Source organism: Halomonas alkaliantarctica (assembly GCF_029854215.1).
Taxonomy (GTDB): Bacteria; Pseudomonadota; Gammaproteobacteria; order Pseudomonadales; family Halomonadaceae; genus Vreelandella; species Vreelandella alkaliantarctica_A.
The window spans coordinates 430045-443768 of sequence record NZ_CP122961.1; the positions used below are offsets into that span (position 1 = coordinate 430045).

10 protein-coding genes are annotated in these 13724 nt (G+C 58.5%); 8 read left to right on the plus strand and 2 right to left on the minus strand.

Annotated features, from left to right (window positions below; translation table 11 throughout):
• The first annotated feature begins 235 nt into the window (after positions 1–235).
• From gbdR to etfB, 7 genes are all read left to right on the plus strand, one after another.
• Complete coding sequence (gene gbdR, locus QEN58_RS01990) at positions 236–1381, plus strand: choline metabolism transcriptional regulator GbdR (RefSeq protein ID WP_280105519.1); 1146 nt, start codon at positions 236–238, stop codon at positions 1379–1381.
• 248 nt (positions 1382–1629) lie between these two features.
• A complete protein-coding gene (locus tag QEN58_RS01995) occupies positions 1630–2607 on the plus strand; it encodes a dipeptidase (protein ID WP_009286052.1) in 978 nt (325 codons plus the stop codon).
• Positions 2608–2686: 79 nt separating this feature from the next.
• Positions 2687–3232, plus strand: coding sequence for a DUF5943 domain-containing protein (locus QEN58_RS02000; RefSeq protein WP_280105520.1), 546 nt, complete (start codon positions 2687–2689; stop codon positions 3230–3232).
• A gap of 22 nt (positions 3233–3254) precedes the next feature.
• On the plus strand, positions 3255–5339 hold the full coding sequence (gene dgcA, locus QEN58_RS02005; RefSeq protein ID WP_280105521.1) for a dimethylglycine demethylation protein DgcA: 2085 nt from the start codon (positions 3255–3257) through the stop codon (positions 5337–5339).
• A 148-nt stretch (positions 5340–5487) separates the two neighbouring features.
• The gene (locus QEN58_RS02010; RefSeq protein WP_280105522.1) at positions 5488–7506 is read left to right on the plus strand and encodes a (Fe-S)-binding protein; all 2019 of its coding nucleotides are present in this window, start codon (positions 5488–5490) and stop codon (positions 7504–7506) included.
• Positions 7503–8783, plus strand: coding sequence for an electron transfer flavoprotein subunit alpha (gene etfA, locus QEN58_RS02015; protein ID WP_280105523.1), 1281 nt, complete (start codon positions 7503–7505; stop codon positions 8781–8783). Before QEN58_RS02010 ends, etfA begins: the two co-directional genes overlap by 4 nt.
• Positions 8773–9594, plus strand: coding sequence for an electron transfer flavoprotein subunit beta (gene etfB, locus QEN58_RS02020; RefSeq protein WP_280105524.1), 822 nt, complete (start codon positions 8773–8775; stop codon positions 9592–9594). Before etfA ends, etfB begins: the two co-directional genes overlap by 11 nt.
• 51 nt (positions 9595–9645) lie before the next feature.
• On the opposite strand, the gene QEN58_RS02025 is transcribed toward etfB, so the two are convergent.
• Positions 9646–10533, minus strand: a complete 888-nt coding sequence (locus QEN58_RS02025) for a DMT family transporter (RefSeq protein WP_280105525.1) — start codon at positions 10531–10533, stop codon at positions 9646–9648.
• A gap of 64 nt (positions 10534–10597) precedes the next feature.
• Positions 10598–12178 carry a BCCT family transporter gene (locus tag QEN58_RS02030; RefSeq protein WP_280105526.1) on the minus strand — a complete coding sequence of 527 codons (1581 nt, stop codon included), beginning with the start codon at positions 12176–12178 and terminating at the stop codon, positions 10598–10600.
• A gap of 243 nt (positions 12179–12421) precedes the next feature.
• Between QEN58_RS02030 and fdhA the strand changes: the two genes are divergently transcribed.
• The gene (fdhA, locus tag QEN58_RS02035; RefSeq protein WP_280105527.1) at positions 12422–13612 is read left to right on the plus strand and encodes a formaldehyde dehydrogenase, glutathione-independent; all 1191 of its coding nucleotides are present in this window, start codon (positions 12422–12424) and stop codon (positions 13610–13612) included.
• Positions 13613–13724: the final 112 nt, after the last annotated feature.

Here is a 13724-nt window from a genome sequence, read left to right on the forward strand (position 1 = left end):
ACCAGACGTTTTTGAAGCGACCTCCAGTGTCGCATTTGCGACGGAGCGACAAGTTTGCGCAATAGTTTTGTCGCTATCCGCCCTATTCGTGCCAATATACGACCAAAGAGCAATACCACCCCCTGTACTAGTGAGCATTCACGTCAGTCAAGGGAAACTAAAAGACGCCAGCGACACCTACATACATACTAATAAGAAAAAAAGTGATGATTAAAAGGTGACGGAGGGTAAAACCATGACATCAAATCAAGCAAAAGACCCGACAGCAAATACCAACCGTGCGTGCGAACCGCAAACCCTTGGCTTTCTACTGTTAGATAATTTCACACTGATTTCTCTGGCGTCGGCAATAGACCCTTTGCGAATGGCTAATCAGTTGGCCGGCCGTGAACTGTATCGCTGGTATACCCTGACACAGGATGGCCTCCCCGTACGCGCCAGTGATGGACTGCAGGTGACGCCTGACGCTTCTATGCATACCCCGCTATCGCTTGAGTGGGTCGTTGTTTGTGGCGGGGTCGGCCCCCATAACAGTGTCAATCGTGAGCACGTGCGCTGGCTTCAGTCGCAGTCGCGTCAGTTAAAACGCTTAGGCTCGGTATGTACGGGCAGTTGGGCACTGGGCCAGGCGGGACTGCTGGATCACTATCAAACCAGTGTGCACTGGGAGTGCTTGGCATCCATGCAGGAGGCGTTCCCCAACGTCATTCTGACCCCGCACCTTTTCTCTATTGATCGGGATCGGTTCACTGCCTCTGGCGGTACGGCGCCACTCGACATGATGCTCAACTTGATTGCTCACGACCATGGGCGCGAGCTTTCGGCAGGCATCTCTGAGATGTTTATCTACGAGCGTGTACGTAACGAACAGGATCAGCAGCGAGTTCCACTTAAGCATGTGTTGGGTACTACCCAACCCAAGCTATTGGAAATTGTCGCCTTGATGGAATCCAACCTTGAAGAACCGATTGAGCTTGATGAACTGGCAAACTATGTGAATGTTTCACGGCGCCAGTTGGAGCGGTTGTTCCAACGTTATTTGCTTTGTTCTCCGTCTCGCTATTACCTCAAGCTGCGTTTAGTGCGTGCTCGTCAGCTACTCAAGCAAACGCCTCTGTCGATTATCGAAATTGCCTCTGTTTGCGGTTTCGTGTCCACGCCTCATTTTTCTAAGTGCTATCGTGAATACTTTGGTGTGCCGCCGAGAAATGAGCGCTTGGGTGTGCACGACCGCCAAGAGAATAGCCACACTAAGTCGCCATCGTTAATTCAGCGATGGGGGGGCGAACCTTACAAAAGTGAACCGCTTTCGAGTGCCCAGCAGGCGCTTGCCCATGCCCAGGGTGAGCCTACCTTTGCCAGCGTGACGCTCTTGAGCTGATACCCACAGGGTAACCAACATTCTAAACGTGCTGCCCGCCTTCGGGGAGCACGTTTTTTTATGAATGTTGCTCACTATTTTAATATTACGCCGCTGCAGTGTTTGCAGGAACATGTTTGCAGGAACATGAGTAGTGGTCGCGTTCACGACACCATGACGCTTTTGGAATTTCCGCCGTCGTTTCCAAGAGCAGCTAAACCCAGCGTCAGCGCTATGCTCGCTACATTAATCAATGTTGGAGCATCGCTATGACCCCCTCTGAACTGCACAATGACGCTATCGTCATTGATGGCCTGATCATCGCCAAATGGAATCGTGAGCTACTTGAGGACATGCGTCGCGGAGGTCTTACCGCTGCCAACTGCACAGTCTCAGTGTGGGAAGGTTTTCAGGCCACGGTCGATAATATCGTCAAGTCCAACCAGTTGATGGCGGAGTGTAGTGACCTGGTGCGCCCTGTTCGTACCACTGCTGACATCACTCGTGCGAAAGAAGAGGGCAAAACCGGCATTATCTTCGGCTTCCAGAATGCCCATGCCTTTGAAGACCAAATTGGCTACGTTGAGATATTCAAGCAGTTGGGCGTGGGCATCGTGCAGATGTGCTACAACACCCAGAATCTGGTGGGTACCGGCTGCTACGAACGTGACGGCGGCCTGTCTGGCTTTGGCCGCGAAATCGTTGCCGAGATGAACCGAGTCGGCATCATGTGCGACCTCTCTCACGTCGGTGCCAAGACCTCCGAAGAGGTCATTCTCGAGTCCAAAAAGCCAGTCTGCTACTCCCACTGTCTGCCCTCTGGCCTCAAAGAGCATCCGCGCAACAAATCTGATCAAGAGCTGAAATTCATTGCCGACCATGGCGGTTTTGTGGGCGTCACCATGTTTGCACCGTTTCTCAAAAAGGGCATCGACTCAACCATCGAAGACTACTGCGAGGCGATCGAGTACGTCATGAATATCGTCGGTGAGGACGCTATTGGCATCGGTACCGATTTCACCCAAGGGCATGGTCAAGAGTTTTTCGAGTGGTTGACCCATGACAAGGGCTACGCTCGTCGCCTCACTGACTTTGGCAAGATCATCAATCCCAAAGGAATTCGCACCATTGGGGAGTTCCCTAATCTCACCGAGGCACTCCTCAAACGCGGCTTAAGTGAGACCCAGGTGCGCAAGATCATGGGCGAGAACTGGGTGCGCGTGCTCAAGGATGTCTGGGGCGCCTAAGCGCGCTCCACAAGATCGTTAGAGGTGCAGGAACCGTCCGGCACCGTAGCCAAGAATAATGATGTAGAGGATAACGACCGTGACCAAACTGGCCCCCGCACTGCCCATCGAAGTAGATAGCGAGACCGGCGTATGGACGAGCGACGCCCTGCCGATGCTGTACGTGCCGCGACACTTTTTTATCAACAACCATGTGGCCGTCGAAGAGGCGCTGGGTGCCGAGAAGTATGCCGAGATTCTTTATCACGCCGGCTACAAGAGTGCTTGGCACTGGTGTGAAAAAGAGGCCGAATGCCACGGCATTGAAGGTGTGGCCGTCTTCGAACACTACATGAATCGTCTCTCTCAGCGCGGTTGGGGGCTATTCATTACTGAACAGATCGATCTCGACTCGGGCACTGCTCAAGTGCGACTTGAGCACAGCGCTTTTGTTTACCAATTGGGTAAGACCGGTAAAAAAGAGGAGTACATGTTCACCGGTTGGTTCGCCGGTGCCATGGACCAAATCCTCGCTGCCAGGGGGAGCTCGCTGCGCACGGTGGCCGAGCAGAAGCAGAGTGCAGCCGAGCCTAGCTGTGATGTAGGCATCTTCGCCGTCCAGCCGCTGCCCGACGCTGACCGCTAACTGGGTACGAGGAGAGATAAGCATGGCATTCGACGCAATTTTCGAGCCGATCGAGATCGGTAAGCTGACCATCCGCAACCGTGTGGTCAGCACCGCTCACGCTGAGGTGCATGCCACCGACGGCGGTATGACTACTGAGCGCTACGTCAGGTACTACGAGGAGAAGGCCAAAGGTGGTTGTGGTCTATGTATTTGCGGTGGCTCATCGGTGGTGTCCATCGATAGCCCTCAGGGCTGGTGGAGCTCGGTAAACCTTTCCACCGATCGCATTATTCCGCACTTCCAGAATTTGGCCGATGCCGTGCATAAGCATGGCGGCAAGATCATGATCCAGATTACCCATATGGGACGCCGCTCCCGGTGGGACGGTTTTGACTGGTCGACGCTGGTCTCACCCTCCGGTATCCGTGAGCCGGTGCACCGCTCGACCTGTAAGACCATTGAGGAAGAAGAAATCTGGCGTATTGTTGGCGACTTTGCCCAGGCCGCGCGCCGGGCAAAGGAAGGGGGCCTCGATGGCGTTGAACTCTCTGCCGTGCACCAGCATTTGATCGATCAGTTCTGGAGCCCACGGGTCAACAAGCGTGAGGACGAGTGGGGCGGTAGCTTCGAGAACCGTATGCGCTTCGGTATGGAAGTGCTTAAAGCCGTGCGTGCTGAAGTGGGCGACGACTTCTGCGTCGGCATGCGCATTTGCGGCGACGAGTTCCACCCGGACGGTCTTTCTCACGACGATATGAAGCAGATCGCCGCCTACTACGATGCCACCGGTATGGTGGACTTCTTCGGCGTTATCGGTTCTGGCTGCGACACTCACAACACCCTGGCCAACGTTATCCCTAATATGTCCTACCCGCCGGAGCCGTTCTTACACCTGGCGGCGGGGATCAAGGAAGTGGTGAACGTGCCGGTGATTCACGCCCAGAACATTAAAGACCCCAATCAGGCCCAGCGTATCCTCGAAGGGGGCTACGTGGACCTGGTGGGCATGACCCGGGCACATATTGCCGACCCGCACCTGATCGCCAAGATCAAGATGGGCCAGATTGATCAGATCAAGCAGTGTGTGGGCGCTAACTACTGCATCGACCGCCAGTACCAGGGGCTTGACGTACTGTGCATTCAAAACGCCGCGACATCCCGGGAATACATGGGGCTGCCCCACATCATTGAGAAAACCGAGGGCGCCAAACGCAAAGTCGTCGTAGTAGGCGGTGGCCCCGGCGGTATGGAGGCAGCGCGGGTAGCCGCTGAGCGCGGTCACGATGTCACTCTGTTTGAGGCTGCTGACGCCTTGGGCGGGCAGATCACGATTGCCGCCCAGGCCCCCCAGCGTGACCAGATCGCCGGTATCACCCGCTGGTTCCAGCTGGAGCTGGCGCGGCTAAAAGTCGACCTGCGTATGGGCACCCGTGCCGATGAGGCGACGCTGCTCGACCTACGCCCCGATATCGTGGTGCTCGCCACCGGTGGCCAGCCCTTCCTTAGCCAGCATCCCGAGTGGGGCTATTCGGAGAATCCCGAGGAGAGTCTGGTGGTCAGCACCTGGGATATCCTCTCTGGCAAAGTGGCGCCAGGTAAGAACGTGCTGATTTATGACGCCATTTGCGAATTCTCTGGCGTCTCGGCGGCGGATTTTCTCGCCGACAAGGGCGCCAAGGTGGAGATCGTCACCGACGATATCAAGCCCGGCGCGGCGGTGGGCGGTACCACCTTCCCTACCTACTACCGCAGCCTCTACGAGAAGGAGGTAATCATGTCCTCCGACCTGATGCTGCATAAGGTTTACCGCGAGGGCGATGGCCTGGTGGCGGTGCTTGAAAATGAGTACACCGGTGCTTTGGAAGAGCGCGTGGTGGATCAGGTAGTGGTCGAGAACGGTGTACGCCCCGATGAAGCGCTTTATTACGCGCTTAAAGAGCAGTCCCGCAACAAAGGGCAGGTCGACTTGGAGGCACTCTATGCCATCAAACCGCAGCCTAGCCTGGTTGAGGAGAGAGGCGATGAAGGGGATGGCTTCCTGCTGTTCCGCCTGGGCGACTGCACGGCACCACGTAACACCCATGCGGCCATCTACGATGCCTTGCGAATCTGCAAGGACTTTTGACCTGAGCGAGAGCCGGGGCGCCGGGGGCAGACCGTAGCGAGGGTCTTTTGACAAGGATGTCAAAAGTAGCGCCCAGGGATGGGTTTACAGCGCCCTCGCAGAGGTCTGCCCCCGGAGCAGCCCCGCCGCGAAATAAGAGGTGAGTACCATGCTCGAAACGCTCTTGCCGATACTGATTTTTACTGCCCTGGCCCTGGCAGTCATCGGCGCCGTGCGGCGTATGCGCCTGTGGCGCCAGGGGCGCCCCTCGCGAGTTAACTTGCTGCAGGGGTTGGCGGCCATGCCGCGCCGCTACTTGGTGGATCTGCACCATGTGGTGGGACGTGACAAGATGATCTCCAACACCCACGTGGCAACCGCCGGTGGCTTCGTGGCTGCCGCCGTGCTGATGATCCTGGTGCACGGTCTGGGGATCGCCAACCCATTGCTAGGCGGATTGCTGCTACTAGCGAGCACCTCCATGTTCGTTGGTAGCCTCTTCGTGGCGCGGCGGCGGCTTAACCCTCCAGCTCGGCTCTCCAAGGGGCCCTGGATGCGGCTGCCCAAGAGTCTAATGGCGTTTTCGCTAGGTGTTTTCCTAATCACTCTACCCACGGTGGGCCTACTGCCCCAGGGGTTGCTTGAAGGTGGCAGTAGCTGGCTGCTGGCGCTGGTATTGGCGGGCGTTGTGGCCTGGGGCCTGGGGGAAATGTTTTTCGGCATGACCTGGGGCGGGCCCATGAAGCACGCCTTCGCCGGTGCCTTGCACCTGGCCTTTCATCGTCGCGCCGAACGCTTTTCCACCAAGAAAGGGGGCGCTGGCCGATCAACGGGTCTCAAGGCACTCAACCTTGAGGATGAAGCGGCGCCTCTGGGCGTGGAAAAGCCAGCCGACTTTACCTGGAATCAGTTGCTGGGCTTCGATGCCTGCGTGCAGTGTGGTCGTTGCGAGGCGGTGTGCCCGGCATTTGCCGCCGGTCAGCCGCTCAATCCCAAGAAGCTGATCCAGGACATGGTGGTGGGCATGGCCGGGGGCAGTGATGCCGCCTATGCTGGCTCTCCCTATCCCGGCAAGCCGGTAGGTGAACACGCTGGCTCGCCCCATGGGCCCATTGTGGCGCTACAGGGAAAGGCTTTGGTCGACGCCGATACGCTCTGGTCGTGTACGACCTGCCGCGCCTGTGTCGAAGAGTGCCCGATGATGATCGAGCATGTGGATGCGATTGTCGATATGCGCCGCCACCTGACCCTGGAGCGTGGCAAAACGCCCAACAAAGGTGCCGAGGTGCTCGACAATTTGATCGCCACCGACAATCCCGGCGGTTTCGATCCTGGCTCGCGGCTCAACTGGGCGGCGGATCTTAACCTGCCGCTCATGGCGGATCTTAAGCAGGTCGATGTGCTGCTGTGGCTAGGGGATGGCGCCTTTGATATGCGCAACCAGCGTACCTTGCGCGCACTGGTCAAAGTGCTGCGCGCCGCTGAAGTCGATTTCGCAGTGTTGGGTACTGAAGAGCGCGATAGCGGCGATGTGGCGCGGCGTCTGGGCGATGAGGCGACGTTTCAATCCCTAGCGAAGCGCAATATTGCCACCCTGGCCAAGTATCGCTTCCTGCAGATTGTTACCTGCGATCCCCACAGCTTTCATGTGCTGGGCAATGAGTATGGAGAGCTAGGCGGACCCGATTTTAATGCCAACTACGAAGTCCGTCACCATAGTACCTTTATCGCCGAACTGTTTGATGCTGGTCGGTTGACCTTTGCCCCCTGGAAAGGCGGCAGCGTTACCTATCACGACCCGTGTTACCTGGGGCGCTATAACGGTGAATACGAGGCACCGCGCAACGTACTTAAGGCGCTGGGTATCGAGGTCAAGGAGATGGAGCGCTCCGGCTTCCGCTCGCGCTGCTGCGGCGGCGGTGGCGGGGCACCGATTACCGATATTCCTGGTGAACGGCGGATTCCCGATATGCGTATGAACGATGTCAAGGAGAGTGGTGCTGAGCTGGTGGCGGTGGGCTGCCCGCAGTGTACCGCCATGCTGGAAGGCGTGGTAGATGCCAGCGCCGAAGTGCGCGATATCGCCGAACTGGTGGCCGATGCGCTGGTTGAGCGTTCCGCTGACGATGTATCCGGCGCATCCCGCCGCACGACTGCATCGACGACTGCTGAAGAGGTGATCGTATGAGTGAGATTATTCGCCGCGACCCACGTCGTGAGTGGATCGCCCGAAACCGTCTGCACCCCGACAACGCCGCGGTGCTGGCCTCCCTGGGTGTAAACAGGGGCGGCAGAGCGGTTAGCGAATGGATGGGCCCCAGCGGCGTGGTGCGCAAGGATCCTCGTGCCATCGGCTTTATCGGCCCCAATGGCGTCAAACGGATTGATCGTAGTGGCCTTCAGCAAGGGGGGCAGGCCACGGCGACCACTACGGCGGCCCGCGATAGCCGACGCACGGTGACCATTGATCAGCCCGCCTTCCTGGTGGCCGTGGTGCCTGACCTGACCGGCGGGCGCCTCTCCGGGCATGACAAGGATCTGCTGGGCCTGGCCCGGCGTGTGGCGGATGCCGACGCTGAGCAGCCCGGTGCCGTGTTGGCGATCCTGTTTGGTGAGCATAAGGAAGAAGCGCTGGGCGAAGCCGGGATCGATCGCGTCGTGCATCTTGATGATGAGTTTTACGCAGGGTTTGCGCCTGAAGCGCGTCTGGCGGCTTTAAGCGCCGTTGAGCGGGAGATGACGCCGCGCTTCTGGCTGCTGCCAGACTCACCCCTGGGCGGAGCCGATTTGGGGCGGCGGCTTGCATTACGCCTGGGTGAACGCGCTGCCACTGGGGTGTGGCAGATGGAAGTTGATAATGAGGCCTCTTTGGGTTGGCGCTGTACTGCCCGTGGTGCCGCTGGGAGCCTGGATATCCAGCGTCCGCTGCCGCGGGTTGCCCTGGCGCTGGCCGAGTGCGCCGAACCGGTGGATGAGACCCGGCATGCAGCCGAGCACCTGACCCTGGCAGCGTCAATTCCCACCACGCTATCGCGCATTGAAGACCTGGGGCAGGTGGCGGTGGATCCCGCCGGCGTGGCGCTGGCCGAGGCTGAGTTCATCCTCTCCGGCGGCAACGGTGTTAAAGAGTGGGACGCCTTCCACCATGCCGCGAAAGTCCTTGGTGCTACCGAAGGTGCCTCGCGTGTCGCGGTGGACGACGGCTTTATGGCTCGCGATCGTCAGGTGGGCGCAACCGGCACCTGGGTAACCGCCCGAGTTTATATGGCGGTGGGTATTTCAGGCGCTATCCAGCACCTGCAGGGCATTCAGCGTTGCGACAAGGTGGTGGCGATCAATCTCGATCCGGGATGCGACATCATCAAGCGCGCCGACCTGGCGGTGATTGGCGACAGCACGCAAATTCTGGCCGCGCTAGTGGCCCTTGTGGAACAGCAGCGGGGAGGGCAGCGCGATGCAGCCTGATCTACACCAAAAGCAACAACAGGGAATTGACGTGGCGGTGCTGGTCTCCATCGGCCGTCACCCTACCACCGGCCGGCCGAGGCGCGCAGAGCAGGATGCCCGGGGCCTGGAGCTTGCGCTGGCCATGGAAGCTGAACTGCCGGGCACACGGATCAGCATGCTCCACGCCGGTTCCCAGGACGATGGCAGCGAAGCGGCTCTGCGCGGCTACCTGGGCATGGGGCTCGAGTCAATGACCCTGCTCGAACAGCCCGAGGGCAGCGATGCCATTCTGCCACTAGTGGAACATTTAGCCGCTACCTCGCCTCAGCTCGTGATCACTGGCGCCCGGGCAGAACGCGGTGAAGGCTCTGGGCTTCTGCCCTATGCGTTGGCAGAGCATCTCGGCTGGCCATTGGTTAATAGCCTGGCATCGGTAGAAAAGGTGGAAAATGGCGTGGTAACGCTGCTTCAGGCGTTGCCAAGGGGCCAGCGTCGCCGTCTCAAGGTGCGCCTGCCCGCCATCATCAGCGTGGATGAAGCAGCGCCGGTGGCGCGCCAGAGCGCCTTCGGCCCGGCGCGTCGAGCCACCTTTGCGATCACGTCCACTACCCCTGAAGCCGACAGCGAGCTGGCCCAGTGGCATCTGGCCCCTGCACGTAAACGGCCTAAGCGCCTGAAAATCGTTAAAGCTGCGTCAGCCAGGGATCGCTTCAAGGCGGCAGCTTCCAAGTCGGAGGGTAAAGGCGGGCAGGTGCTCACCGATGTGTCCCCCGAACAGGGCGCAGAGGCGATCTACAAGCTGCTCAAGGAAGAGGATGTGCTGCGCTGAGCCAGCCCGTGCATCACGCCGCTCAAGCCCATCTTTTTCAGGTGGGCTTTTCTATTCACCGATAAAGCCCGGATAAAGCCGCAGGCGCTGTCTTTCCAGACGCAAGCCTATCCAGGCATGCACTACCAGCACCAGGATAACCACACCACCACCGAGTAGCGTCGAGGTCGTGGGTGTCTCTGCTAACAACCACCATACCCACAGCGTGCCCAATGCGGTTTCGACCAGATAAAACAGTGCCACCTCAGTCGACGGCAGGTAGCGGGTGGCGCTGTTGATCAGCACCGTGGCCAAGGGCATCTGCACCAGCCCCATAAGCGCCAGCACGCCATAACGCTGGGCATCCAGCTCCAGCGGGGAGGCCATGGGCAGTGCAACCGCCGCCGAGAGCAACCCACCACCGGCAATAACCGTCATAGGATCAATCGCTGGATAGCGGCGCAGCAGGGTCAGGTTGCCGCCGATAGCTGCTGCGGCCGCCAAGGCATAAAGATTACCTACCAGCATCCCCATGGCCCCGTCGTCCATGAACACCAGGCCCATGCCAAACATGCAGATAGCAATGGCCACCAGCGTTCGCAACGCGACTTTTTCGCCCAGGAAAAGCCGTGAAAACAGCGCAGCAAACAGCGGCGCGGTGCTCAGAATCACTACCACATTGGCCACGTTGGCGTTCATGACCGCCAGCACAAACAGGCTGGATATCAGACCCAACAGCAGCGCCGAAGCCAGTGAGGAGAACGGGTTGATTCTTAGCGTTATTAGCCGCTTGCCCGCCCAGCATAAAAGCCCCAGCACGCAGAACATCAATAAACCGCGCCAGAACACGATGGTCCAACCGTCGGCGCGCGCTAGGCGGATCAGCAACCCGTCGAAGCTCAGAAACACGACGCCCAGCACCACCATGAGCAAACCGCGCTGGTAAGGGCTTGACTGCATTGTCTTACTCCCGGTTGAAACAAAAGAAAACCGCCCGCCGAATAGGCGGGCGGTTTAGAGTTGATTAGCTAGCGATTTTGGGCACCGCGTTGAGCTGTTGCCACTCCTTGTGAAGCCCCATATAAAGACTAAAACACATCAGCAAGAGAACCAACGTAAAGGGCAGCCCCGTAGCCACTGCGCCCGCCTGCAGTGCGCTAAGTGCGGTGCTTCCGCCACCATACAGCAGCACGCCGGCAATCACGCCTTCAAGCGTTGCCCAGAATACCCGCTGGCTCTTGGGAGCATCGGTCTTGCCACCTGCGGTGATATTGTCGATGACCAGCGAGCCGGAGTCTGAGGAGGTAATAAAGAACACCAGCACCAGAATAATCGCCAGCGTTGACGTGATGCTGGTCAGGGGCAGCTGTTCCAACATATGGAACATGGCAAGCGAAACGTCGCCAATGCCATTAGCCAGTTCTCCTACGCCGTTTGCAGCCTGGAACAGTGCCGTGCCGCCAAAGGCACTCATCCATACTAGGGTGACCAATGTGGGCACCAGCAGCACCGCGATCAGGAACTCGCGCACCGTGCGTCCCCGGGAAACGCGGGCGATGAACATGCCGACGAACGGAGACCAGGAAATCCACCAAGCCCAATAGAAGACGGTCCAGCCGTGGTACCAGACATCGTCGTCGCGGCCAATCCAGTTCGACAGCGGCAACAGATGGGTGACGTAGTCCAGTGCCGTGGTGCCAATCCCCGTCAGAATCATCAGGGTAGGCCCTGCCACAACCACAAACAGCAGCAGCACTGCCGCGATGACCATGTTGATATTCGAGAACAGCTTAACGCCACCGTCGATACCCCGCCATACTGAGATCAGTGCAATTACCGTGACTACCACGATAATTGCCAGCTGGGTACCGATGGTATTAGGGACATCGAACAGATAGGCGAGGCCGCCAGCTGCCTGGGTGGCGCCAAACCCAAGTGAGGTAGCCAAGCCAAAAATGGTGGCCAGCACGGCAAGAATATCGATGATATGACCTGCCCAGCCACGCGTTCGCTCGCCTAGGATGGGGTAGAACGCGGAGCGAAGCGTCAGCGGCAAGCCCTTGTTATAGGAAAAGAAGGCCAGCGAGAGTGCCACCACCCCATAAATGGCCCAGGGGTGCAGTCCCCAGTGGAACATCGTCGCGCCCATGGCGGCGCTGGCGCCCTCCGGCGTCCCCGCCGGCGCATTCAAGGGCGTTCCATACCAGTCGGTGTAGTAGGCTACGGGCTCAGCAACGCTCCAGAACATCAAACCAATACCCATGCCCGCCGCAAACAGCATGGCGAACCAGGAGGTGCGCGAGTAATCCGGCTTTGCATCTTTGCCGCCTAGCCGAATCCGCCCGAGTGGCAGGCAGATCAGTACCAGGCAAAACACCACAAAAATATTGCCAGCAATCATAAACAGCCAGTCGAAGTGTTCGATCGACCAGTTTTTGGCAAGCCCTAAGTGAGTATTAGCAGCATCTGGATAGACCAGCGCGTAGATAATAAACAGTAGGATGGCTAGAGCGGAAAGCGGAAAAACGGGGTTATGAAAGTCCAACCCCAGTATCTGGGTATTGTCCTGTCCAGCCGACAGAACCGGGTCGTCATTGTTTTTCATTGGGTTTCCTTGGGGGCTCTTGTTAGATGTCGGCGTTGCATTACATTGCCGACGCTATGAATTGTTGAGCCTGTTGCAAAGGAGGAGTGTCGTGAAAGCGACCTCTATCTATTCATCTTGACTAGGATGTCTTGAATAGATATGTGAGTGCCTTTTTGGGGTAAGTCCCAAGGCGCGGAGGAGATAGGGTGGGATAGCGCAAACAACCATAACGAACAGAACAATAAGCCACAGGAGCCAGCCATGAATGCAGCCAACCGCGGTGTGGTCTACAAGGGGCCGGGAGAGGTCGCCGTTGAGTCCATTGCCTATCCTGAACTCGCCCTCGGCAATCGCAAGTGCGAGCACGGCGTGATTCTCAAGGTGGTTACCACCAACATTTGCGGCAGCGACCAGCACATGGTACGCGGCCGCACCACCGCACCATCGGGTTTGGTGCTTGGTCACGAAATCACCGGCCTGGTCGTCGAGTGCGGTCGCGACGTCGAGTTTATTCAACCCGGCGACCTGGTTTCTGTGCCGTTCAACATTGCCTGTGGTCGCTGTCGCAACTGTAAAGAAGGCCGCACCGGTATCTGCCTCAACGTCAATCCAGCCCGTCCTGGCGCCGCCTACGGCTACGTGGATATGGGCGGCTGGGTCGGCGGTCAGACCGAATACGTGATGGTTCCTTACGCCGACTTTAACCTGCTGAAGTTCCCGGATGCCGATCAGGCCATGGAGAAGATCAAGGATCTGACCTTGCTCTCCGATATTTTCCCCACCGGCTTCCACGGCTGCGTGACCGCCGGTGTCGGTCCGGGTAGCACCGTCTATATCGCTGGTGCCGGGCCCGTGGGGCTGGCAGCTGCGGTGTCTGCTCAGTTGCTGGGCGCCGCCTGCGTGATCGTCGGCGACATGATCGAAGAGCGACTGGCCCAGGCCCGCAGCTTCGGCTGCGAGACCATCGACCTGACCCAGGATGGCGACATGGCTGATAAGATCGAGGTGATTCTCGGCGAACGTGAGGTCGATGCCTTTGTCGATTGTGTCGGCTTCGAGGCCCATGCCTGTGGTTGTAACCACGGTAAAGAAGCGCCTGCCACGGTGCTCAATTCTGCGATGACGCTGACTCGGGCGGGCGGCCAGATCGGTATTCCGGGCCTCTACGTGACCGAAGACCCAGGCGCGGCTGACGACGCAGCCAAACAGGGCGCCTTGAGCATGCGCTTTGGCCTTGGCTGGGCCAAATCCCATAGTTTCCATACCGGTCAGTGCCCAGTGATGAAGTACCATCGACCACTGATGCAGGCAATCCTGTTCGGCAAGGTCAATATTGCCGATGCGGTGAATGTCCAGATGATCACTCTGGATCAGGCACCCCAGGGCTATGCCGACTTCGATGGCGGCGCTGCTAAGAAATTCGTCATTGACCCCCATGGCAGCGTGGCTTAATAACTTATTTAATAAGTACTGAGCAACAAGGCCTGAGTAACAAGCCCTGACCCCTGCCTGAGGGCAGGTTTAGTGCGACCCTAGACGGCGCCCCGCGGGGTGCCGTTTTTGT

What these genes read in the sequence shown, in the direction of transcription:
- etfB (WP_280105524.1), top strand. Translation starts at nt 8,773, where the DNA reads ATGCAGCCTGATCTACACCAAAAGCAACAACAGGGAATTGACGTGGCG.
- QEN58_RS02030 (WP_280105526.1), bottom strand. Translation starts at nt 12,178, where the DNA reads ATGAAAAACAATGACGACCCGGTTCTGTCGGCTGGACAGGACAATACC.
- etfA (WP_280105523.1), top strand. Translation starts at nt 7,503, where the DNA reads ATGAGTGAGATTATTCGCCGCGACCCACGTCGTGAGTGGATCGCCCGA.
- fdhA (WP_280105527.1), top strand. Translation starts at nt 12,422, where the DNA reads ATGAATGCAGCCAACCGCGGTGTGGTCTACAAGGGGCCGGGAGAGGTC.
- QEN58_RS01995 (WP_009286052.1), top strand. Translation starts at nt 1,630, where the DNA reads ATGACCCCCTCTGAACTGCACAATGACGCTATCGTCATTGATGGCCTG.
- dgcA (WP_280105521.1), top strand. Translation starts at nt 3,255, where the DNA reads ATGGCATTCGACGCAATTTTCGAGCCGATCGAGATCGGTAAGCTGACC.
- QEN58_RS02010 (WP_280105522.1), top strand. Translation starts at nt 5,488, where the DNA reads ATGCTCGAAACGCTCTTGCCGATACTGATTTTTACTGCCCTGGCCCTG.
- gbdR (WP_280105519.1), top strand. Translation starts at nt 236, where the DNA reads ATGACATCAAATCAAGCAAAAGACCCGACAGCAAATACCAACCGTGCG.
- QEN58_RS02025 (WP_280105525.1), bottom strand. Translation starts at nt 10,533, where the DNA reads ATGCAGTCAAGCCCTTACCAGCGCGGTTTGCTCATGGTGGTGCTGGGC.